Genomic DNA, 21,516 nt, shown 5'->3' with positions numbered 1-21,516 from the left:
TTATATTTGGCTGCCAATAAGAAAGGCCGGCTTCTCAGCCGGCCTTTTCAATTCATCGCGTGCGGATCAAGCCTTGACCAGCGGGCTCTTGGTCGGCCCCTTCGAGCCGCCGGGGCCACCTGGCTTGGACTTGCCCGGCGGGCGCTTGCGGGCTCCCGGGAGCTTCTCCTGCTTCGGCGTGACCGGCCCCTCGACGAACTCGAAGCCGATCTTGTCCTTGGTCTCGTCGGCCTCGTCCTTGACCAGGACGACGCGGACATGGCCGCCACCCTTGAGTTTGCCGAACAGCACCTCGTCGGCCAACGGCTTCTTGATGTGCTCCTGGATCACGCGAGCCATCGGACGTGCGCCCATCTGCTCGTCGTAACCATGCTTCACCAGCCAGGTCTTGGCAGGGTCGGACAGTTCGATGGTGACATCGCGATCGCCGAGTTGCGCTTCGAGCTGAAGCACGAACTTCTCGACCACCGTACCGATCACCTCGACACTGAGATGGCCGAACGACACGACGGCATCGAGACGGTTGCGGAATTCCGGCGCGAACTGCCGGTTGATCGCCTCGTGGTCGTCGCCTTCCCGCTTCGAGCGCGTGAAGCCGAACGCCTGCTTGGCGAGATCGGACGCGCCCGCATTCGTGGTCATGATCAGGATCACGTTGCGGAAGTTGACCTGCTTGCCGTTGTGGTCGGTGAGCCGGCCGTGATCCATGATCTGGAGCAGCACGTTGTAGAGATCGGGATGCGCCTTCTCGATCTCGTCCAGCAGCACCACGCAATGCGGATGCTGGTCGACGCCGTCAGTGAGCAAGCCGCCCTGATCGAAGCCGACATAGCCGGGAGGCGCGCCGATCAGGCGCGACACCGTGTGCCGCTCCATGTATTCGGACATGTCGAAGCGCAACAGCTCGACGCCGAGCGACGCCGCGAGCTGTTTCGCGACCTCGGTCTTGCCGACGCCGGTCGGACCAGAGAACAGATAGCAGCCGATCGGCTTCTCCGGCTCGCGCAGGCCGGCACGCGCCAGCTTGATCGAAGCGGCGAGCGACTCGATCGCCTTGTCCTGACCGAACACGGTGCGCTTCAGGGTCTGCTCGAGATGCTTGAGCACCTCGGCATCGTCCTTCGACACGCTCTTCGGCGGGATCCGCGCCATCGAGGCGATCGTCGTCTCGATCTCCTTGATGCCGATGGTCTTCTTGCGCTTGTTCTCGGCGACCAGCATCTGCGCCGCGCCGGATTCGTCGATCACGTCGATCGCCTTATCCGGCAGCTTGCGGTCGTGGATGTAGCGCGAAGAGAGCTGCACCGCAGCCTCGATCGCCTCGTTGGTGTATTTCAGCCGGTGGTAGTCTTCGAAGTACGGCTTGAGGCCCTTGAGGATCGCGATCGCGTCCTCGACCGTCGGCTCGTTGACGTCGATCTTCTGGAAGCGCCGCACCAGCGCGCGGTCTTTCTCGAAGTGCTGGCGGTATTCCTTGTAGGTGGTCGAGCCCATGCAGCGGATGGTGCCGGAAGCGAGCGCGGGCTTGAGCAGGTTCGAGGCATCCATCGCCCCGCCCGACGTTGCGCCCGCACCGATCACGGTGTGGATCTCGTCGATGAACAGGATGGCATTGGGATGCGCCTCGAGCTCCTTCAGCACCTGCTTCAGGCGTTCCTCGAAGTCGCCGCGATAGCGCGTACCGGCGAGCAGCGTGCCCATGTCGAGCGAGAACACGGTCGCAGCCGCCAGCACCTCCGGCACTTCGCTGTCGACGATGCGCTTAGCCAGGCCCTCCGCGATCGCGGTCTTGCCGACGCCGGCCTCGCCCACGAACAGCGGATTGTTCTTCTGCCGGCGGCACAGCACCTGGATCGCGCGGTTGATCTCGGAATTGCGTCCGATCACCGGATCGATCTTGCCATCCCGCGCCTTCTTGTTGAGGTTGACGCAATAGGTCTCGAGCGCCTCGCCCTTCTTCTTGGCGTCCTCGCTGCCCTTGGTCTCCGTCTCCTCGTCGACGCCGCGCACCGGCCGCGCCTCGGAGACGCCCGGCCGCTTGGCGATGCCGTGGCTGATGTAGTTGACGGCGTCGTAGCGCGTCATGTCCTGCTCCTGCAGGAAATACGCGGCATGACTCTCGCGCTCGGCAAAGATCGCGATCAGCACGTTGGCGCCGGTCACCTCTTCGCGACCGGACGATTGCACGTGGATCACCGCGCGCTGGATCACGCGCTGGAAGCCTGCGGTCGGCTTGGCGTCGTCGGCGCCGTCCGTCACCAGGTTCTCGAATTCGGTCTCAAGATAATTGACGAGGCTCGTACGGAGCTTGTCGAGGTCGACGCTACAGGCGCGCATGACGGCGGCTGCATCGGAGTCGTCGATCAGGGAGAGCAAAAGATGCTCGAGCGTCGCGTATTGGTGATGACGCTCGTTTGCGATCGCCAGTGCACGATGCAGGGATTGTTCAAGGCTTTGGGAAAAAGTCGGCATTCGCGTCCTCTATGGCCCCCACCATCATGATCGCCATCGCCCGGTCAGGCAACAACAACCTTTGTCACATATAGTTATACAAGATCGCGGCGAAAGACCGGTTCCGCGACTCAGGCGGCTGCACAGCTGAGGTATTTTTCGATGCAAAACCCGTTCCGGTTTGGGCACGATCGGCACCGGTCCGAAATTCCGTAGTTTTGCCGTCTGCAACGAACATCGCGCGCAGACATCACGCGGCAATCACACTACGGCATGCACAAGCCGGCTTCGAACGCGCCGTAACGTGTCGAGTCTTACTTCTTTTCCATCACGCATTGCAGCGGATGCTGGTGCTTGCGAGCGAAATCCATCACCTGCGTCACCTTGGTCTCGGCGATCTCGTAGGTGAACACGCCGCACTCCCCGATCCCGTGATGATGAACGTGCAGCATGATCTTGGTTGCAGCCTCGGCGTCCTTCTGGAAGAATTTCTCCAGCACATGAACGACGAATTCCATCGGCGTGTAGTCGTCGTTCAGGATCAGCACACGATACAGGTTCGGCCGTTTGGTCTTCGGCTTGACCTTGGTGATGACGGACGTGTTTGGCGCGGAGGGACCGCCGGAACGGTTCTCGTCGTTGCTCATCAGGGCAGCGTGGGCGGCGGCGGCCGCGGACGGATCTGGTCTGGAAGACAGTTGCGGCATGGCTCAGGCGTTCAAATTCCCCACGGAAGCGTATGACGGTTTGCCGCGCAGCCCCGGCTTTTGGAGCTTCGCACAGGCGCACCGCCTTGTTGGATCGCCGCTTCCAGCCGGTCCGGTCCAAGCCGGATCGGCCTCACCGAATATGGGCCTGCCCCCGGCTCGCCGCAAGCGTACGACAGCTCGGCCGATGCGGCCATGGCGGTCCCGATTCCCGGTCCGGGCGATCCTTGCCAAGGTTAATCAATCCGGACTGATTTGACAAAAGCTTCTGCCCCGCCCGTTTAGAAGATGTTGACCAGGAACCCGGCCGGCAACGTGGCTGCGGCTGTTTCGCGCGGGCTAGCTCCGGTTTTCTACGGACCGATTTACCCTGCGTTCAACGGCGTGGCGCGAAAACGGGCAAAGTCACAGATTTCCGGGAATCGTCATGTCTCGCCTGCCATTCGTCAGCCGTATTGGTCGACACCTCGCCCGGTTCGCAGCGGCCGAACAAGGCAATATCGCCGTGATCTTCGCCATAGCGCTGCTCCCGGTTTTAGGCTTCGTCGGAGCTGCAATCGATTACAGCCGCGCGGCCCAGGCTCGTTCCGCAATGCAGGCGGCCCTCGATTCGACCTCGCTGATGGTCTCCAAGGATCTGTCGTCCGGCACCATCACGACTTCGCAGATCAGCATCAAGGCGCAGGCTTATTTCAACGCCCTGTTCACCGCCACCAACGCCCTGCCGTCGGTCAGCATCGCGGCCACTTACACCGCAAGCACCAGCATGGGCTCCACCATCCAGGTCACCGGCACCGGCACCTACACGACCACCTTCATGAAGGTCGCGGGCTTCCCGACACTCGACGTCGGCGCCAATTCCACCAGCGCCTGGGGCCTGGTGCGCATGCGCGTGGCCTTGGTGCTCGACAACACGGGGTCGATGGCCGACGACGGCAAGATGGCGGCGATGCAGACCGCCGCGAAGAGCCTGGTCGACCAGCTCAGCCCGCTCTCCAAGACCGATGGCGACGTCTACATCTCGATTGTTCCGTTTGCCAAGGACGTCAACGTCGGCGCCAGCAACTACAGCAAGTACTGGGTCGATTTCAGCGATTGGGACGCGGCCCGCGGCACCAGGTTCGCCAACCACAACACATGGACGGGATGCGTGGTCGACCGCGACCAGGACTACGACACGAAGAACACGACGCCCACGAGCGGTAACGCGGGAACGCAGTTCCCGGCCGAACAGTACTCCTACTGCGACCCCGGCAGTTCGTCCTATCTGCAGCCAATCATGCCGCTGAGCTACGACTGGAGCTTACTCAAGAGTCGGATCGACGCCATGAAGCCCACCGGCAACACCAACCAGGGCATTGGCCTCGCCTGGGGATGGATGACGCTGTCGGCTGGCGATCCCATGAACGCGCCGGCCAAGGACCCCAACTACACCTACAAGGATGCGATCGTGCTGCTCTCCGACGGTCTCAATACGCAGAACCGCTGGTACAGCAACGCCTGGCAAATCGACGCGCGGCAGAAGAAGCTGTGCGACAACGCCAAGGCGGCGAACATCACGATCTATACGGTGCAGGTGAACACCGGCAGCGATCCGACGTCCAGCGTGCTGCAATATTGCGCCAGCGGCACCGACAAGTTCTACCTGGTGACGAAGGCAGATCAGACTGTCTCGGTGTTCAAGGACATCGGCACGTCGTTGTCCAAGCTGCGCGTCGCGCGCTGAGATCGACACGCCACGACAAACAAAAAAGCCCGGCTGCTTCAGCCGGGCTTTTGATTCCAGGACGTCAGGAAACGTTAGCTGGCGGCCGGAGTGAACTTCGACACGATGGTCTCGACCGGCTTGAAGGCCTGCTTGGCGAGGTCGCTGTAAAGGCCGGCGATCTTCTGCGATTCCGCGACGAAGGACTCGTAGGCGGAACGGGCGAATTCGGTCTGCGCTTCGACGGCCTTGTCCAGCGACTTCACGCCGGAAAGCTTCTCGACGAAGGACTTGGTGTCTTCGAACGACTTCTTGGTGTAGTCGCCATAGGCGCTGGCGATCGCCTGAAGGCCGTGCTGCATCGAGGTCGCGGAGGCGACGTACTGCTCGAAGTGCTCTTTCCCGTAGCCTTGAAAGTCTTCAACCTTGAACATTCGGAATCCTTTTCCCTAGCTCTCGTCGGGAAGCCCCGGCTCCCTGACCCTGCTTACAATTAGTGCAGCGCACAAAAAAGTCAAGAATTTTGTGCGACGCACAAAAATAAGGACAAGTTCGCACCAATTCCGGGGTTTTCCCGCAAGGGTTCCTTAAGCTTTTGGAAACCGCAGCGCCCTACTTTGATTCCCTGGACGTGTTCAGCTTCCACAAACGGCCAAAAGCCGTTGGAGAACATCACCTTAGCCAGAATAGCGGCTCAGGCCCAACGTCCCCCGCAGCGAACACCTGCGGAAGGACAGCCTGAGCAGGTAATGATCCCGGGTCCCATGGGCACAATTTCGCCTCACGAGCCGGTGATCAAGTCAGAAACGGGGACGGGGTTTCATGCTTCGTAAAAACTTGTCTTCCTCGCGCTTGGCGCGGGTTGGCGTTTTTGGGCTTCTTGCGGTCACCAGTGCGGTCATCTTCACCACAGATGCTGCCGAGGCGCGGCGCTACCGTCGTCACTACGCGCACCACCGCGTGCAGCGCGATGTGTCCGAGAGTTCCAGCCCGAAATTCGCGTCGATCATCGTCGACGGCAATTCCGGGTCCGTGCTTCAGGCAACGAGTCCCGACGGGATCCGCCACCCGGCCTCGCTGACCAAGATCATGACGCTCTATCTGCTGTTCGAGCGCCTCGAGTCCGGGAAGTTGAAGCTCGACACCGAGATGCCGGTGTCGCAGCACGCCGCCGATCAGGATCCGACCAAGTTGAACCTGCGTGCCGGCCAGACCATCCGCGTCGAGGACGCAATCAAGGGTCTCGTCACCCGCTCCGCCAACGACGCAGCCGTTGTGATCGCGGAAGCGATTGGCGGCGACGAGGACGACTTCGCCCAGATGATGACGCGCAAGGCGCGTTCGCTCGGTATGTCCAGGACGGTTTACCGCAACGCCAACGGTCTTCCCAACGACGAGCAGGTCACGACCGCGCGCGACCAGGCCACGCTCGGCCGCGCCATCCAGGAGCGTTTCCCGCGCTATTATCGCTATTTCGCGACCTCGACGTTCAACTGGCGCGGACAGTCGATCCGGAACCACAATCATCTGCTCGGGAATGTCGAGGGCGTGGACGGCATCAAGACCGGCTACACCCGCGCCTCCGGCTTCAATCTCGTGACCTCGATGCGCCGCGGCAACCGCCACCTGATCGGCGTGGTGCTGGGCGGCCGTAGCGGCGGCTCGCGCGACGCCATCATGCGCAACCTGCTCGCGGAGAACCTCGACAAGGCCGCGACCACCCACACCGTCGCCGCAGTCACCGAGCGCAACGGCTCCGACGCCGCTGCCGAAGTCGCTGATGCGTCGGATACCCCGGCCCGCTCCGCTCCGCAGGTTCAGGCTGCCCCCGCTCCCGAAGCAGCCCCGTCGCGTCTCGCCGCGCGCCTGGCGACGCTTGCGGCTGCGACTGCCGCGGTGCCGCCGGCTCAGCCCAGATCTGAAGCCAACAAGCCTGAAGTTCGGTCGATTGAATCCAAGATCGAGCCTGCGCCGCTCACCAATGGCGTGATCTCGAGCCAGCCCCTCTCGATCATCCCCGGCTCGTCCGAGCCGATGAAGCCGGTCCGGGTCAAGACCGTGCAGGTCAAGGCCGGCACCGTGAAGGTCGCCTCCGCCGCCCCGGCTCAGATCGCACCGCAGGTCACGAGCACGATCGCGTCCCGTTCCGACGTCGCCGAAACCTCCGGCGCCGTCGTGGCCCGGGCAGACCTCATCAACAAGCCCGAGGTCGCCAGCCAACCGGAGGCGCCGAAGGCCGAGATCGCCCGTACCGAGCTGCCGCGTCAGCCGGCGGGCTTCGGCACCGGCAATGGTATCCTCGGCGTATTGCCGGCCGCCACCGCCGCCGCACCCGCCCCGGCTGCTACGAAGCTTGCGTCAGCCGACCCGGCGCTGCAGCCGGTCCAGATGAGCGCCACCACGAAGCCGATCGTCACCCACAGCGGCTGGATCGTCCAGGTCGGCGCGCTCGAGAGCGAGAACGAAGCCCAGCAGCGCATCGACGCGGCGCGCAGCTCGGCTCGCGGCCTGCTCAGCAAGGCCGATCCGTTCACCGAGCCGGTCGTCGCGAAAGACAATCGCAAGCTCTACCGCGCCCGCTTCGCCGGGCTCGACCGCGACCAGGCGGAAGCCGTCTGCCGCACCCTGAAGCGTGCCGATATCTCCTGCATGACCGTCCGCAACTGATCTTTTCGCACCGTTCCAATCAAAATGCCCGCGCCTTGCGCGGGCATTTTCATTTTCGGGACGCGGTGACGGACGAGGCTGTTCCACGACAACCTCTCGTCAAGGATTTACGGTTAAAACTTTACGCAAGGGATCGACCACGCCGACAATGGCGGGCATCGGGGCGACGGCAAACAGAGCAAGCGGGGCTCACACGGGACGAGCGTTTGTAGCGTGGTGCCGGAGTTAGCCGTTATGCGTGCGAAGCAGAGTATCCTTGGCCTCGTTTACCCGGGCAGCGAGATACGTCGAGCCCCCCTGGTCGGGATGCAGTTTCTTCATCAGGGACTTGTGAGCCCGGCTGATGTCGTCACGCCCCGCCCCCGGCTGCAGGCCAAGGATCTGATAGGCCTCCTCCGTCGTCATTTTGCCGGTCGCCACCGTGCGGCGCCGCCCCCCTGCCGCGTCGCCCTGCGCGTTCTGACGCCAAGCGGGAAACCGGCGGTCCAGATAGCTTTCAAGTAGGGCCACGCTCTCGCCGTCGAACGCCGGGACCATTGCCAGCAGGGCCGCGAGATCGAACTCATCGAGATCGCGCCCGGCGTGAGGCCCGGCGACGATCCGGCCTCCGAGCTGGCCGGACTCGTGATCGAGCCGCATATCCAGGAATTGCGAGCGCACGCGCGACGCCTGACCGGCCGGGCGCGTCGCGCCGGCGCCGAACAGCCCGCCGATATTGCCGAAGCCGGCGTTTGCCATCGGTGTCCAGCCCAGGAGCCCGGCGCCGAATATCCCGAGCGGGATCGCCACCACCAGTTCGCCCTTCAATCCCGTGAACGCTGCGACAGCCAGCGCGACCACGCCGCCACCGAACCTGATCGCGCGCGCAAGCGCGGCCGGATTGGCCGAACGGAACATCTGGAGCAGCAGATAAAGGGTGATAACAGCGATAGCACCGGCAATCAGGGTCATGGCCGGAATATAGTCGGCCTATCGCCAAAAAGCATCGAGTCCTTGGCCCCGCAGACCGCTGCAGCGCTACTTCATCTGGCCGATCAGCCTGGCCGCGCCACTGGTGGTCTTCGCCAATTGCAACAGCGCCTCGCGTCCGCCGGCCGCGTAGGCGGCGGCTGCGCGCAACAGCTCGCGCAACTGCGCCGCCGCGCCCGGATCGAAGCGGCACCAGGCGCCGCCGGTCAGGCGCGCGATCTCGCGAAAGGCCTGCTCGGCCACCGCGTCATGGCCTTCCTGAAATACGAACACAGGCACCTTGAGCATGCCGAGCTCGCCGGCCTTGGCGCAGAGTTCGTCGACGTTCTCCTCCATGGCGTCGCCGACGAAGACGACGGCGCGCACGCCGGATGCGACCGCCTCGCGCCGCGCCTCGCTCAGCACCTTGCCGATCTGGGTGTCGCCGCCACGGCAATCGATCTTGCCCATCAGCGTCGCCAGCCTGGCGCTGTCGGAGATCCATCCCGTGGCGCGGCACTCGTTGAAGCCGCGATAGTAGACGAGTCGGATGTCGAGACTGCCGAGCGCGGCGGTCTCACGGAACATGTCAGCCTGAAGCGCACAGGCCATGTCCCAGGTCGGCTGCCGGCTCATCGTCGCATCCAGCGCGAAGATCAGCCGCCCTTTCGCACCGGGCGCATGCGGTGACAGCGCGCGCGCGTTTGCGACGAAGGCGGCGATGTCCTCCGGGGTCGAGGTCCCCGCCTGCGGCACAGCGCCGCCTGGTTGCGTCGAGACGGCATCGCGGCCGCGCGGTTTGATGGGTTCGCCGGACATTCCTTGACCTTGGCGTGAACGGCTAATGTGGTCAGCGCATGCCGCCCGGTCAATGTGCAAAGCCCCCGCAGGCGGAAGCCGGCGGAGGCTTTGAAAATCGGTATCGACGACGAGGAAGGCGTCAGCTCTTGGCAGGCGCCATCAAAGCGACCGGCCCGGGCTCGAGAATCTTGGGCGGGGACGATTGCGTATCGACCGGCGCCACTTCACTGTCGGTCGCGCTCAGGAACTTGTCGAGCATGCCCTGGATCGAATTCTTGGCCGCGTCCGGACCGGTGTCGCGCATATCGTTGTGCTGGAATTCGGTCTTCACGACCTGGATACCGGCCTTCTCGCATTCCTCGTCGGTCGGGATCACGCCCGCATCGGCCTTGAACTGCGGATCGGTGGAGCGGAACGACAGGATCTTGAACTTGCCGGCGGTGACGAAGGGCACGCGAAGATTGTCGAGCGTGACGACCTTCTTGACCTCATCCGGATACTGCTTGGCGAAATACATCGTGATGTCGCCGCCCATGGAGTGGCCGACCATCGTCACCTTTTCGTAGTCGGCGTTGGGCTGAACCTTCTTCATCTCCTGCATGGCGAGATGGATGTTGGCGACGCCGCGCAGGATCTGCGGCAGCCGGCCGACATAGATCTCACCGGGCTTAGTCACCATCGGAGGATCGGTCGGCAAATCATGCTGCGGGCTGACGACGAGATAGCCGCGCGCGGCGAAAATATTGGCGAGGAAGCCGTACTCGGTGTTCTTGACGGTGTTGCCGTGGTTGATCACGGCGACCGGCATCGTGATCATGCCGGCATTGGCCTGCATTTCCTTGTCACGACGGATCGCGATATCGACGGGCACCGCACGGTTGTCGCGCGAGGCATCGTAGAAGGTGATGGTCTCGTGCCTGATTGCCCACTTGCTCGCCGTGAAATAGGCGACGCCGCAGAGGGCACTGACCGAAACCAGAACGGCAATTCCACGCTTCATTTTCGTCCTCAGCCTCAGGCTCTTGCGGCCTGAATCCCTGTTGAAAATCGTGTTCTTCCGGAGCTCTTCGGCCCCTGGTCGCCTATTCCCTAATATATGTCACAGCCGCGTGACAGGAAGGCTAAATATTGTGAACTGGCAGCCCTTTCATTGTGCGGCGCACACGTTTGTTGGGCACCTCGCTCTCATACGGCTACGTCAGGGTGCACGTCACCTTCCGACGCAACCTGTCTCGATCGGGTTCAATTTTGCAGTAAACGCGGGGTGAAAACGGTTGAGCGCGGGCTCGGTTCCCACGGAAGACCGGCCGCTTTGATTGGCTGGAAGTAGCGATATACCGCCGCCTCAGGCGCCGAGGATGTCGTGGACCTCAAGCGGCTTGTCGACCTGGTTGAACCACTCGGCGCGGTTGGCGGCGCGGCGGCGTCCGCGCTCATCGAGCGGAAGCTTGAGCTGGCGGAGCAGGCTCGTCACCTCCTCCCGCGCAGTGAGATGGCCGAGATTGGGCCGCATGCCGAGGGTGGCCTCGTCGATCTCGTCCAGCGCGGTCAGGCCGCGCGGGAAGAACTCGCGATAGACGACGCGTTCGGCGAAGCCGTCGACGTAGCGGAAGCCCAGCCGCAGCGACAAATCCTTCAACCCCTCGGCAACCAGCTGCTTGTTGCGGGAGCCGAGCATCGACAGGCGGTTGCGCACGACGATCCAGTCGGTGGTCGCGCCGTCGAGTTGGCGGCGCTTGCGCCTGACATCCCGCACCATCTCGGCGTAGTGGCTCTCGCCCGTCACCGCGTAATTGGCGGGGTCGACGGTGCCGAGCACATCGAAATCGAGGAAGCTGTCGTTGATCGGGGTCACCAGCGTGTCGGCCATCGAGTGTGCAAGCCGCATCAGGTAGCTGTCGGTGCCGGGCGTATCGATGACGATGAAGTCGAAGCTGCTCTCGACCGCCGAGACCGCTTCCATGAACTGAAGGAACTCCGAATTCTCGTTCTCGGCGACCTGCATGGTTTCGCCGAGCTTGATGCAGCGATGCAGCGGCAGTTCGAGGTCGAGCTTAGTGCGGCGCGCCCAGGCGGAACGGTTGTTGATGTAGTGAGTAAAGCTCTGCTGACGGCAGTCGAGGTCGATGGTGGCGACGCGCTGACCGGCTTTCAGAAGCGCGACTGCGATGTGCAGGGCGGTCGTCGACTTGCCGGAGCCGCCCTTCTCGTTGCCGAGCACGACCACATGCGCCGAGCCGGACTGGCCTTGGCTAGCTTGCACAAGCATCGCGATCCTCAACACCCCTAACCAATATCTTCGAGATGGCCGCGTCTGCGGTCAAGTGAAATGCGTGACAGGCAATACAAATCGCGGCGCGCCGTCCTTCATCATGAATCGCCGCGCCGCTTCGCGTCTGTGATCCAGCCCACAATGTCGCGACCACTTGCGCGGCTTTGCGCGGGATGCTCTGCCGCATCCGGATGCGTGGCGTCCATGGGCGCCGCTTGTTAAGGTTAGCTTGCCGGGCGCCGGGACGCGCCCGCCGATTCCCAACCCGGTCGAGTTCTGATGTCACGCAGCCCCTTGATCGCCCGCACGGTCCCCACCCTGCGACGCGCCGTCGACAATCTTCGCAAGCGAAAGGCCACGATCGCGCTGGTCCCGACCATGGGAGCGCTCCATGACGGCCATGTGTCGCTGGTGCGCCTGGCCAGGCGGCGCGCGAGCCGCGTCGTGGTGTCGATCTTCGTCAACCCGACCCAGTTCGCTCCGACCGAGGATTTTGGCGCCTATCCGCGAACCTGGAAGGCCGATCTCGCCAAGCTCGCCGCCCACGACGTCGATATCGTCTGGCATCCCGGCGCCGAGGCCATGTATCCGGAGGGCTTTGCCACCCGCATCGTGCCGGAGGGACCAGCGCTGGCCGGCCTCGAGGACCGCTTCCGCCCGCATTTCTTCGGCGGCGTCGCCACCGTCGTCGGCAAGCTGTTCACGCAGTGCCGGCCCGATGTCGCGATCTTCGGCGAGAAGGATTTTCAGCAGTTGCGGGTGGTGGCGCAGATGGCCCGCGACCTCGACCTCGGCGTCAAGGTGATCGGTTCCCGCACCGTGCGCGAGCGCGACGGGCTCGCGATGTCCTCGCGCAACGTCTACCTGTCACCACAGGAGCGGCAGACCGCGACCACGCTGTACCGCGCCATGAAGGACAGCGCCGGGCGCATCCGCGCCGGCGAAGCGGTCGCAGCCGCAATGGCACGCGGTGCCACGATGATCACGGCGGCCGGCTTTGAGCTCGACTATTTCGAGGTGCGCCATGCAGCGACCCTGGCGCCTGTCATCTCGCGCAAGGACGGCCCCTTGCGCATCCTGGTCGCGGCCACGCTCGGCACGACCCGGCTGATCGACAATATCGCGGTTTAGAGCAACCCGAGATCGCGCAGCTCGCGCCGCATCGGCTCCGGCATCGCCGCGATCGAGCCGGCCGCGGACTTGCCGAGATCGGGCGGCACCGAATCGTCGGCGAGATAGCGCCAGCCCTGGAATGGGCGCATCGGCCGCGGCGACACCGCGATCACCTTCGGCTGCATCACGATCCGGCAGCGCCCGATGCCGTCCTTGTCGCGGAACGGCTCGATGCCGATGATCTTTTCGCGCGCGGCAACCTCGCCCTTGATCACCCAATAGAGCGAGCCGCCCGACAGGATCTCGGCGTCGCGCTTGGGCACCATGCGGGTGATGTGGATGTGATGTTGCGGCAGACCCTTCTTCTTGGCGGTCTGCATCCGTTCGGCGGTCCACTCCTTCAATTCCTTGATGGATTCGCAGCCGACGGCGAGCTTGATCAGATGTAGTGGCATGCCCCCAGCATTAGCCGGGCAGCCACGCATTTGGAATGCCGATCTACTCGTTATCCGCAGCCGGGGGAGCTGCCGCCGGCGGCGTGAGCGGAACCGGTGCTGCCGCTGGCGCCCGCGCAGCCTTCGGCGCAGGCGGCTTCTTCGCGGCGGGAGCTGCGGTCTGTGCCGAGGCCGCTGCCGGGGCGCGCGGAGCCGGCGCGGCCGCTGCGTTCGCGGTGGGGGACGCCTGGCGCGTCGGCGGCTCCGGGTTCATGATGCTGACCGGCGGCGTCGACGAGGCACTCGGGAACTCCGCATTGGTCGGCTTGCCCGTCGGCATCGACGGCGGCAGTCCCGCAAGCGCGGCAGTGGCCGGCAACGATTGCGCTGCTGCAGGCGCATTCCAGGTCGGCGCGTAGCGCGCGACCAGCGTGTCGTAGAGATGGGAATCCATGTTGGCGGCGACCTGCTGCTGGTCGGTCAGCGAGCGGAACGCGGCGCAGTCGAACTGCGTGCAGCCGTCGCGCGCGACCAGCACCTGCGCGACCAGGCCGTAGCGATCACGCTCCAGCGATTTGCGCAGCACCTTGATGTCGGGCGTCAGGCTCCTCTCCGCGGTCGCTGCATCGCCGAGCGCCGTCAGCCGGTCGATCCTGGCCGCGGTCGTGGAGACGGCCGCAGCCGCCACGTCAGGCGCGCCGAACAGCGCCTTTTCACAGCCAATGGCCACAGCATCGCCGGCGAGATCGTCGAGACAGGACAGCGCCGGCAGGCTCGCAGTCATCGCGGCCTGCGCGCGCGCCTCGGTCGGCGTGGTCTGCCCCGCCGGTCCATCGACACGCACGACGGCAGCCAACGCGATGGCAATGGCGAGCAGTGCAACAACGGTCAGCGCACCGTTGGCGACCGATCGCTCGGCGCGCAGCAGCGTAACCAGGAGGATCAGTCCGAAGAAGCCGGCAGCCGCCACCATCATCCACATTGGAAAGGCCGGCGAGCGCCAGATTTGGTCGAGCGACGAGGCCCATGCCCAGTTCATGCGCGACGTCCCCTCACGCGAGCAGAGAGCGAATGGTCAAAGCGAGCACCGAGAGTCGGCTGCTGCCCCCGGCCCACCTTTTGAAGGTGAAGCGGGCCTTTTGACGGCGGCAGAATACAATTCCCCGGGACGCGCCAATGCGCGGATAGCGGCGGCCTTCAGGACAGCGCGAGCTGGCTTTCCTTGGCGACGCGTTCGAAGGCTTCGGTCGAGCTCTTGATCCGGTACTGACAGTCGTCACCATCGGTCGGCAGGAGGCGGATGACCTCATACGAGCCGCTGGCAGCGGGGCGTGCGACATTGCTGGCGGTGAACAATACGCGCGCGCCAATAGGGAATTTGTGCTTCAACACCCTCTCCATCACTCAAACAACGCCTGCCACGCCCATGGTCCCACTGCGTCGGCCGGCCGGAAACCCGGCCGGGGTATAGCACGCGGCGGGCGTTTTTGGCCAGCAGTATGCAACATGGCAAACGTGCGAATTTTGCAGTTATTTCAGAGTGATGCCGCCAGCCGATGATACCGCTGGAACCGGTTCTTCAGGCGGTATGGGGCAAACGGCCGTCGGGGCTGGCGTGATCCACCGCCTTGGGCAGTTCCTGGGCCAGAATTTGGCCCAGCTGGTCGACCGGGATGTTGTAGCGGGCAGCCAATTGGCGGACGATATCGCTGCCGAGAACGCCGCGGAGCTGGTCGGCCGAGATCGGCAGGTTCTGGCCTTTGCCGAGCCAGGATTTGACCTGGTCACCGAACCCCGCCTGCTGGAGCTTTGCGACGATCGCGCCGAGACCGCCTTGATTGTTGCTGCCGAGCACCTCGCTCAGCACGTCGGGCAACACGGCTGCGCCGAGCTGGCCGAGCGCGCTACGCAGCGCCGGATTATTCTCCAGCGAGTCCAGGATTCCCATGATGTCCCCTCTCCTTGCCCGTAGCTCCGCCGCGATTGAGCGCCGCCACGCACTGCGCCGTCAAGCCGCGCTTAATCACATTCGCGACTACACGTTCTCGAACTTTTCGATGATGAGAGTTTCGGCGAGCGCGTCCCGGGTCCATTCCTGGAACGCCGGCAGCGCCAGCATCGTGTCCATGTAGGCCCGGGTCTCCGGCGTGACCTCGATTGCGTAGGTGCGGAAGCGGTGCACGACCGGGGCATACATCGCATCTGCCGCGCCGAAGCGCCCGAACAGGAACGGTCCATTGGCGCCATACCGGGTCCGGCATTCGCGCCAGATCTCCTGCACGCGCGCGATATTGGCCTCGGCGTCCGCCGACAGCGTCACGGGGTGCACCGGGCGGTGCAGGTTCATGCCGCATTCGTTGCGAAGGGCCATGAAGCCGGAATGCATCTCGGCGCACACCGAACGGGCATGGGCGCGGGCGGCGGCGGCGTCCGGCCACAACTTCACTTCCGGGTAGCGCTCGGCAAGGTATTCGATGATGCTGAGCGAATCCCACACCGTGATGTCGCCGTCGACCAGCACCGGCACCTTGCCGGCGCGGCTGAACGAGATGATCTGCTCCTTGTCCGCGGGATTGTCGGTGTAGAGCGGGATGAGGGTCTCAACGAACGGGATGTCGTTGGCGCGGAGCGCGAGCCAGGGCCGCATCGACCATGACGAGTAATTCTTGTTGCCGATTGCGAGTTTCAGCGCAGCCATGTCATCAGTCCTTCCCGATACGCTTGAAGCGAGCCGCTTTTAACGCCATCGCCTGCCGCCAATCAATCGTTGCTGCACCTCGCCATGCGTGGCAAGCGTTGCGATCAGGAGACACACATGAGCAGGCATTGGGTCGACATCACCGCCGTCGGCTTCTTCATCATCGAGTGGCTGGTCTACGCGCTGACGCTGGAGCATTCGGCCTATGGCCGGGACAGCCTGTCGGCGCGCATGAACCGCTACCGCGAGGTGTGGGTGCGCCGGCTGCTCGACCGCGACGCGCGCATGGTCGACATGCAGATCATGGCCTCGCTGCAGAACGGCACCGCCTTCTTCGCCTCCACCAGCCTGATCGCGCTCGGCGGCGCGCTGGCGCTGCTGCACGCGACCAACGACGCGATCACGATCTTGAGCAAGCTGCCGATCGATCTCAGCACCTCGCCGGCCATGTGGGAGCTGAAATGCGTCGGTCTCGTCCTGATCTGCGTCTACGCCTTCTTCAAATTCGCATGGTCGTACCGCCTGTTCAACTATGTCGCGATCCTGTTCGGCGGCATGCCCGCGGCCTCGCAGCGTGACACGCCGGAGGCCGAAGCCCATGTGATCCGCACCTCGCGCCTGTTCGAATCCGCCGGCCGCCACTTCAACCGCGGCCAGCGCGCCTTCTTCTTCGCACTCGGCTATCTCGGCTGGTTCGTCAGCCCCTGGGTGTTGTTCGTGACCACGGCCGCCGTGGTGATCGTGACCTGGCGGCGGCAATTCGCCTCGAGCGCGTGGGAGGCAATGGCGCCGGAGGTGGTGGACGGCGAGGAGATGAGGCGCGGTCGTTGACGCGCTTGTGTCCCGGACGCGCTGCAGCGCTCTTGCGCTGCGTCCGGGGTACGAGGGCGGAGTGTGGCGGACAAGTCGCTGCGCTCGCATTGACGCAGTATGAGGCGGCAGCGCCACTTTTCCAGCTCGCATTTTGAATTGCAGACATAGCTTCGCACTCTCGCGGCGCATTTCGCCCGTATCTTTGCCTGGTCACCTCCCCCTCTTATCCAAGGGCACAGGGAAGCCTGCGATCATAATCCTAAACCGGCGTCTCGGCCTGTGCAGCGATTGCCTCATGGGAACTCCTGAAGTCGCTTTGATCTATCTCAATTCCCTGACTTGAGCGGGCATCAGCTTGAGGGAGTCGCGTCCATCGCTTCGCCGCGCCGGCCGGGCGGTTGGGCGCTTCCAGGGAGCTCGATATGATCAAGTCGCTCGGAATTGCCACGTCCGCCTTCTTCTTCGCAGTATCGGCTCAGGCGATGACACCTGCCCGATTTCACAGCCCGAAAGCTTGATTACGGAAGTCGCTGCTGCCTGCGGCGTCGGTAGGACACGTATCAACGGCGTGTGCGTGGCACGGACCACCGTCCGGCATACCCGTCGGGCGGTTCGCAGATGTGTGAGAGGGACGACGTGCTGATTGGTTGTCCTCAAGGACAATACGCAGATTGGTGCGTCGCGATTAGAGTTCTGGAGTACCGACCCCAACGGTACATCGACGCCCCCACCGGCCTCAGTCTTTCCAGACTGAGGCCGTCTTGCGCCTGAAAGGTTGGACGGACCTGGTCACCTTGTGGGATTTATCGACGCGGGGAACAACTCCAACTGCAACGCTGATGCCGGCACGCCAACAATCAGCCTTCGAGAGCCGGTCATCGTCAACTGACGAAGCCGACGCTGCAGGTGAATAGCGCAAACACAAAAAGCAAATGTTTACGCAATTTACCACTCGACCATCAACGCGATGGTCTTCATTTTCTGGTCTGATAATTGCCTTGCGCACCTTGTTTGGTCGGATGCTCGGAGTGGTCCTGTCGTAGTGGAGGTGGCGGCATGTCCGAAATGGTCGAAGTGCTCGCCGGAACGAGTTTATTTCTACTCGCCTTCTCGCTGCTGATATTCGACATCCCCCGCTACACCTTATCGTTGGTGTCTCTTGCTCTGTTCAGCTCGAAGCGGCGAAGCGCCAGTGGGACGGTTTGCCAAGCGAGGGTAAGCGTGATTATCCCGACGTTCAACGGCGGCTCCGGGCTTGCTCCTTCGATCAGTTCGCTGCGCCGGCAAACCCTCCGACCTGTCGAAATCATCGTCGTCGACGACGGGTCCACCGACGAAACACGTGCGGTCGCGGAGCGGGCGAGAGCGCAGGGGCAGGTTGACATGGTCATCTGCCATGGGACGCGCTGCGGCCGCAGCGCCGCCATCAACGCTGCAGCACGGTTTGCCCGCGGCGATCTTCTCTTGACCGTAGATGCCGACACTGTCTTCGAACCGAACGCGGTTGAGCGCCTCGCGGCTGCGTTCAGCGATCCGCTCGTCGCCGGCGCAAGTTGCAGCATCGCGATCAGCAACGAGCGCGACTCGATATGGACAGGACTTCAAAGCGTCGAATACCTGATGTCGATCACCGCGGGGCGGTCGATCCTAGACGTGGTGGATGCGATCGCGTGTCTGTCCGGCGCCTGTTCCATGTATCGCCGGGATATTTTCGCGCAGCAGGGCGGGCTCGACGTCGGCCCGGGAGAGGATATGGAATACACCTTGCGGCTCCGCAGGCTCGGCTATGTCATTCGCTTCGTATCCGACGCCTGGGCGGAAACAGCCGCCCCCGCAAGCGGCATAAGTCTGCTGCGCCAGCGCGCGCGCTGGGATCGCGATGCTCTGCGCATCCGTTTCATGATGTATGGCGAGCTGAGTTTTCGGCACCCGCTAGAGCGTTTACCGGACACAATCCAACGGCTGGACTTCATCGTCTTCGATCTCGTTCCGACGCTCAGCCTGCCATTCTACTTGGCCTACATTGTGCTGTTGTTCGGCTCGGATGCCGTGTTGTTTCTTTCGGCGATATACGTGCTGCTGCTCTGGATCTCGGTCTTCAATGTGGCACTTGTGTTCGCCCTATTCCATCGATCCGTCGGAACCTTCGGCTGGAAGATGGCGCTGATCTTTCCGCTTTACCAAGGCGTCTATCTGAAGTGCGCGCGGTTCTTTTCCTACTCTTCGGAAATCATCTTTGCCTCGTCGCGGAACGATGATTTCGTGCCGCCGCGCGTTCGCCGTGCACTATTCGGCGATCGGACGAAGGAAGTGGCCAAATGACCATCACGCTAACACGACTCGATCCCCATATCCCCGACCCCATCGAGAGCCGTCGGCGCGCGGCGGGACGGGCTGTCCGCGCCGCCTATGCGACAATCGTATTCGGCATACTCGCATTCTTTGTCGTCTATTTCGGGAGGCCAATTCTCTATCTCGGCGGGCCGGGCAGCGTGTCCTCACCAAGATATTTGATTTCACTGCCTTACATCGTGCAGATCAACAGCATCACCGTGCTGAGAGGTGCATCGGTCAAGGCCGGCGAAGAAATCGGAAGGGTTCGGTCTCCGCAGCACGATGAAATTGTCGCCACCTATATGCGTTCGCTCGCGGACATCGCCGGCCGCAGAGCGGAACTGCGTGTCAAGGCCCGGGTTGCGCGCGAATCTCTCGACGCGGCGCGCTCACATCTGCGGCTTGCTGAGGAAGCCGTCGAACTTATCGCAAACTCATCAGCCGCGAGCCTGAATTACCGTATAGACATGTCCCGGGAGCGCGCCTTGGCGAACAAAGCCGTGGTCTCGCAGGAGGCGGAAGCCGCCGAAGCCAGCACTCAATTGGCCGCTCTCGACGAATTCAGCCGGCAACTCGGTGATCGCCTCGAAAAGGTTGAAAGCAGCTTTGCAGATGGGAGAGTCTTCGCGCCCATAGCTGGCATAGTCGCGAACAATCCTGCGCGCGCCGGCCAATCGCTGGTGGCGGGCACTCCGATTGCAGAAATTCTCGACCCCACTGATGTCTTCGTCGACTGGTACGTTCCTAACGAACGCCTGTCCGATCCAAAAGTCGGCAACGAAGTGTTTGTCCTGTTCGGCAACCGGCGAATTCTGGGCGAGATCATTGAAATCCTGCCGGTGTCAGATGTGTACCCGGGACCGGGCTCGTCAGTGGCGCGCGAGCGTACCGCCTCGCAAATCGCGCGAATTAGGTTCAGCCCAGGCGCGCATCTCCCGGCGCTGAACTCGGCCGTCGACGTCCACATGCACTATACGCAACTCAGCGCGCGGATCGCTTCCGTGCTGGTGGGACTATTCGGGCTCGACGAGCTGTGAGAGGGAGCGAGGTGCAGCATGCAGATCGAAGGGACTCAAACGAATTGCCCGGCTTGCGGCTCATCCGCTCTGATCTCGTTTCCGGTATTCCACCACATGATCTGCGCCTACGTTGGTCCGGAGTATGACTTCGCACCAAGCATCGCGGGATATACGTGCCCGAAGTGCTGCCGCGACATTGTGTCGGCTGACCCAGCATGCGAGATCCTGGGCACTAGCGCGCGGTGCACAAGGTGTTGGGTTGAGATGGTAGTGTCCCCAGCGTGTGCTCCGGCTGGCTTGTAAGGACTAGCGGCGATCTCGGGCTTGTCCGTCGCCAGACGCAAAGTTGGACGTACGGTCATTCTATGCGCTGAGCAGCAAGTCCGGATGGAGCGCAGCGGCGTAATCCGGGAAGGTGCCGAATGCCGGGCGAGCGGCCCCGGATTACGCTTCGCTTCCGCCTTCGCTCTTAGAGCTACGGCGGACAAGCCATCCGGGCTACATGATGACCTGCTATCCGCCGAAATCCCGTGGGCTGAACGGCAGGTCTATCACCTTCCATTCCCCGTATTTGTCGGCCGGCAGCATCTTGTAGGGCTGGCAGGCCTGAAGCGCGCTCATGGCGGACTTCACAAGCGCCACGCCCTTCGCGGACGGCGGGGCTTCGATCAGGATCGGCTCGCGCGCCAGCGTGCCGTCGGTGGCGAGCACCGTGCGCAGCTTGATGTTGACGTTGTCGGTCGGCGCGACCCCCGCCGGCAGCTTGGCGCAGCTTCGCAAGTGACGGCGCAGCTCGGCGATGATTTCGGCCGGCAGCTTGGCCGCGATTGAATCCTTGGCATCGCCGCCATCGTCCTTGGGGGCGTCCTTCGGCAGCTCCGTCGGCAATTCCGGCGGCAGGCCCAGCATGACGCCGTACTTGACGGTGACATCGGGCTCCGGCGCCTGATAGGCCGGGGGCGGCGCGGCCTGTGGCTGCTGCATCGCTTGTGGCAGGAGTTGCGGCGCCGGGGGCTGCGGCGTCGGGGGCGTCGCCTGAGGCGGCGGCGACTGCGATGGCTGAGGCTGTGGCTGTTGAGGCTGCGGTTGCGTCTGCGTGTTTGCCTCGCGCTGCTGCTGAGGCGTCTGTGAAGGCTGTGGCTGCGGCTGTTTTTGCTGCGGCTGTTCGGGCGAGGCCTGCTGCTTCGAGGACGGTGCTGCGGCCTGCTGCTTCGCCTCGGGCTTCGGCGCGGCGGCCGCCTTGTCCTTGTCGGTGAAATCCAGCTTCGGCAGTTTCAGGTCAGGAGTCGGCTCCGGCGGCTTCGCCTTGAGTTTTTCCTCTGCCTTCTCCTCGGCCTTGGCCTCCTCCTGCTTCACCTGCTCCGGCGTCACGATGCTGACGGAAACCGATTCGGGCGGGCTGGCGTGAAACGGATGGACTTCGCTGATCACGATGATCAGCGCGACCAGCGTCAGATGGGCGATCGCCGACGCTGCAATGTCCGTCCGTATGATCTTCCGCAGTTCCATCGCCTGACTTCAGGTTGCCAAGCTGGTCCTAGCATACGGCAGCCC

19 protein-coding genes are annotated in these 21,516 nt (G+C 63.5%); 6 read left to right on the top strand and 13 right to left on the bottom strand.

Annotation, left to right across the window (positions count from 1 at the left end; genetic code table 11):
• Positions 1 to 66 precede the first annotated feature (66 nt).
• Positions 67 to 2,472, bottom strand: coding sequence for an ATP-dependent Clp protease ATP-binding subunit ClpA (clpA, locus tag IVB48_RS02145; protein WP_018455181.1), 2,406 nt, complete (start codon positions 2,470 to 2,472; stop codon positions 67 to 69).
• Between the two features lie 293 nt (positions 2,473 to 2,765).
• Entirely contained in the window at positions 2,766 to 3,098 is a 333-nt protein-coding gene (clpS, locus tag IVB48_RS02140; protein WP_018455182.1) for an ATP-dependent Clp protease adapter ClpS, read from the bottom strand.
• 487 nt (positions 3,099 to 3,585) lie between these two features.
• Here clpS and IVB48_RS02135 point away from each other — a divergent pair, with 487 nt between their 5' ends.
• Positions 3,586 to 4,884 carry a pilus assembly protein gene (locus tag IVB48_RS02135; RefSeq protein WP_247397049.1) on the top strand — a complete coding sequence of 433 codons (1,299 nt, stop codon included), beginning with the start codon at positions 3,586 to 3,588 and terminating at the stop codon, positions 4,882 to 4,884.
• Positions 4,885 to 4,958: 74 nt separating this feature from the next.
• Here IVB48_RS02135 and IVB48_RS02130 read toward each other — a convergent pair whose 3' ends face one another.
• Positions 4,959 to 5,297, bottom strand: coding sequence for a phasin family protein (locus IVB48_RS02130; protein WP_007603238.1), 339 nt, complete (start codon positions 5,295 to 5,297; stop codon positions 4,959 to 4,961).
• A gap of 388 nt (positions 5,298 to 5,685) precedes the next feature.
• Between IVB48_RS02130 and IVB48_RS02125 the strand changes: the two genes are divergently transcribed.
• Entirely contained in the window at positions 5,686 to 7,530 is a 1,845-nt protein-coding gene (locus IVB48_RS02125; protein WP_247397046.1) for a D-alanyl-D-alanine carboxypeptidase, read from the top strand.
• Positions 7,531 to 7,755: 225 nt separating this feature from the next.
• Here IVB48_RS02125 and IVB48_RS02120 read toward each other — a convergent pair whose 3' ends face one another.
• The 4 genes from IVB48_RS02120 to IVB48_RS02105 form a co-directional block, all read right to left on the bottom strand.
• The gene (locus tag IVB48_RS02120) at positions 7,756 to 8,481 is read right to left on the bottom strand and encodes a DnaJ domain-containing protein (protein ID WP_247397043.1); all 726 of its coding nucleotides are present in this window, start codon (positions 8,479 to 8,481) and stop codon (positions 7,756 to 7,758) included.
• Positions 8,482 to 8,547: 66 nt separating this feature from the next.
• Complete coding sequence (locus tag IVB48_RS02115; RefSeq protein ID WP_247397041.1) at positions 8,548 to 9,297, bottom strand: VWA domain-containing protein; 750 nt, start codon at positions 9,295 to 9,297, stop codon at positions 8,548 to 8,550.
• 121 nt (positions 9,298 to 9,418) lie between these two features.
• On the bottom strand, positions 9,419 to 10,279 hold the full coding sequence (locus IVB48_RS02110) for an alpha/beta fold hydrolase (RefSeq protein WP_007603233.1): 861 nt from the start codon (positions 10,277 to 10,279) through the stop codon (positions 9,419 to 9,421).
• A gap of 345 nt (positions 10,280 to 10,624) precedes the next feature.
• On the bottom strand, positions 10,625 to 11,548 hold the full coding sequence (locus IVB48_RS02105; RefSeq protein WP_007603231.1) for a division plane positioning ATPase MipZ: 924 nt from the start codon (positions 11,546 to 11,548) through the stop codon (positions 10,625 to 10,627).
• A 282-nt stretch (positions 11,549 to 11,830) separates the two neighbouring features.
• Here IVB48_RS02105 and panC point away from each other — a divergent pair, with 282 nt between their 5' ends.
• Complete coding sequence (gene panC / locus IVB48_RS02100) at positions 11,831 to 12,682, top strand: pantoate--beta-alanine ligase (protein ID WP_247397038.1); 852 nt, start codon at positions 11,831 to 11,833, stop codon at positions 12,680 to 12,682.
• On the opposite strand, the gene IVB48_RS02095 is transcribed toward panC, so the two are convergent.
• The 5 genes from IVB48_RS02095 to IVB48_RS02075 all read right to left on the bottom strand — a co-directional run bounded on the left by IVB48_RS02095 (position 12,679) and on the right by IVB48_RS02075 (position 15,796).
• Positions 12,679 to 13,119 carry a DUF1489 domain-containing protein gene (locus IVB48_RS02095; protein WP_247286885.1) on the bottom strand — a complete coding sequence of 147 codons (441 nt, stop codon included), beginning with the start codon at positions 13,117 to 13,119 and terminating at the stop codon, positions 12,679 to 12,681. The genes panC and IVB48_RS02095 overlap by 4 nt on opposite strands.
• A gap of 43 nt (positions 13,120 to 13,162) precedes the next feature.
• Entirely contained in the window at positions 13,163 to 14,137 is a 975-nt protein-coding gene (locus IVB48_RS02090; protein WP_247397024.1) for a hypothetical protein, read from the bottom strand.
• A 158-nt stretch (positions 14,138 to 14,295) separates the two neighbouring features.
• Positions 14,296 to 14,499, bottom strand: a complete 204-nt coding sequence (locus IVB48_RS02085; RefSeq protein ID WP_007611353.1) for a hypothetical protein — start codon at positions 14,497 to 14,499, stop codon at positions 14,296 to 14,298.
• Between the two features lie 178 nt (positions 14,500 to 14,677).
• On the bottom strand, positions 14,678 to 15,046 hold the full coding sequence (locus IVB48_RS02080) for a YidB family protein (RefSeq protein ID WP_247361701.1): 369 nt from the start codon (positions 15,044 to 15,046) through the stop codon (positions 14,678 to 14,680).
• Between the two features lie 87 nt (positions 15,047 to 15,133).
• Complete coding sequence (locus IVB48_RS02075) at positions 15,134 to 15,796, bottom strand: glutathione S-transferase family protein (RefSeq protein WP_247397020.1); 663 nt, start codon at positions 15,794 to 15,796, stop codon at positions 15,134 to 15,136.
• A 117-nt stretch (positions 15,797 to 15,913) separates the two neighbouring features.
• On the opposite strand from IVB48_RS02075, the gene IVB48_RS02070 reads away from it, so the two are divergent.
• The 3 genes from IVB48_RS02070 (at position 15,914) to IVB48_RS02060 (ending at position 19,980) form a co-directional block, all read left to right on the top strand.
• The gene (locus tag IVB48_RS02070) at positions 15,914 to 16,627 is read left to right on the top strand and encodes a DUF599 domain-containing protein (RefSeq protein WP_027567364.1); all 714 of its coding nucleotides are present in this window, start codon (positions 15,914 to 15,916) and stop codon (positions 16,625 to 16,627) included.
• A 1,038-nt stretch (positions 16,628 to 17,665) separates the two neighbouring features.
• Positions 17,666 to 18,931, top strand: coding sequence for a glycosyltransferase (locus tag IVB48_RS02065; RefSeq protein ID WP_247397016.1), 1,266 nt, complete (start codon positions 17,666 to 17,668; stop codon positions 18,929 to 18,931).
• Positions 18,928 to 19,980, top strand: coding sequence for an HlyD family efflux transporter periplasmic adaptor subunit (locus IVB48_RS02060; protein WP_027567366.1), 1,053 nt, complete (start codon positions 18,928 to 18,930; stop codon positions 19,978 to 19,980). Before IVB48_RS02065 ends, IVB48_RS02060 begins: the two co-directional genes overlap by 4 nt.
• Positions 19,981 to 20,475: 495 nt before the next feature.
• On the opposite strand, the gene IVB48_RS02055 is transcribed toward IVB48_RS02060, so the two are convergent.
• Positions 20,476 to 21,471: a hypothetical protein gene (locus IVB48_RS02055; protein WP_247397014.1), complete on the bottom strand. Its 996-nt coding sequence runs from the start codon at positions 21,469 to 21,471 to the stop codon at positions 20,476 to 20,478.
• Between the last annotated feature and the right edge of the window lie 45 nt (positions 21,472 to 21,516).

The organism is Bradyrhizobium sp. 76 (genome assembly GCF_023073025.1).
Taxonomy (GTDB): Bacteria; Pseudomonadota; Alphaproteobacteria; order Rhizobiales; family Xanthobacteraceae; genus Bradyrhizobium.
The sequence above is the reverse complement of the archived record's forward strand: the minus strand, read 5'-3'. Positions and strand labels throughout refer to the sequence as shown.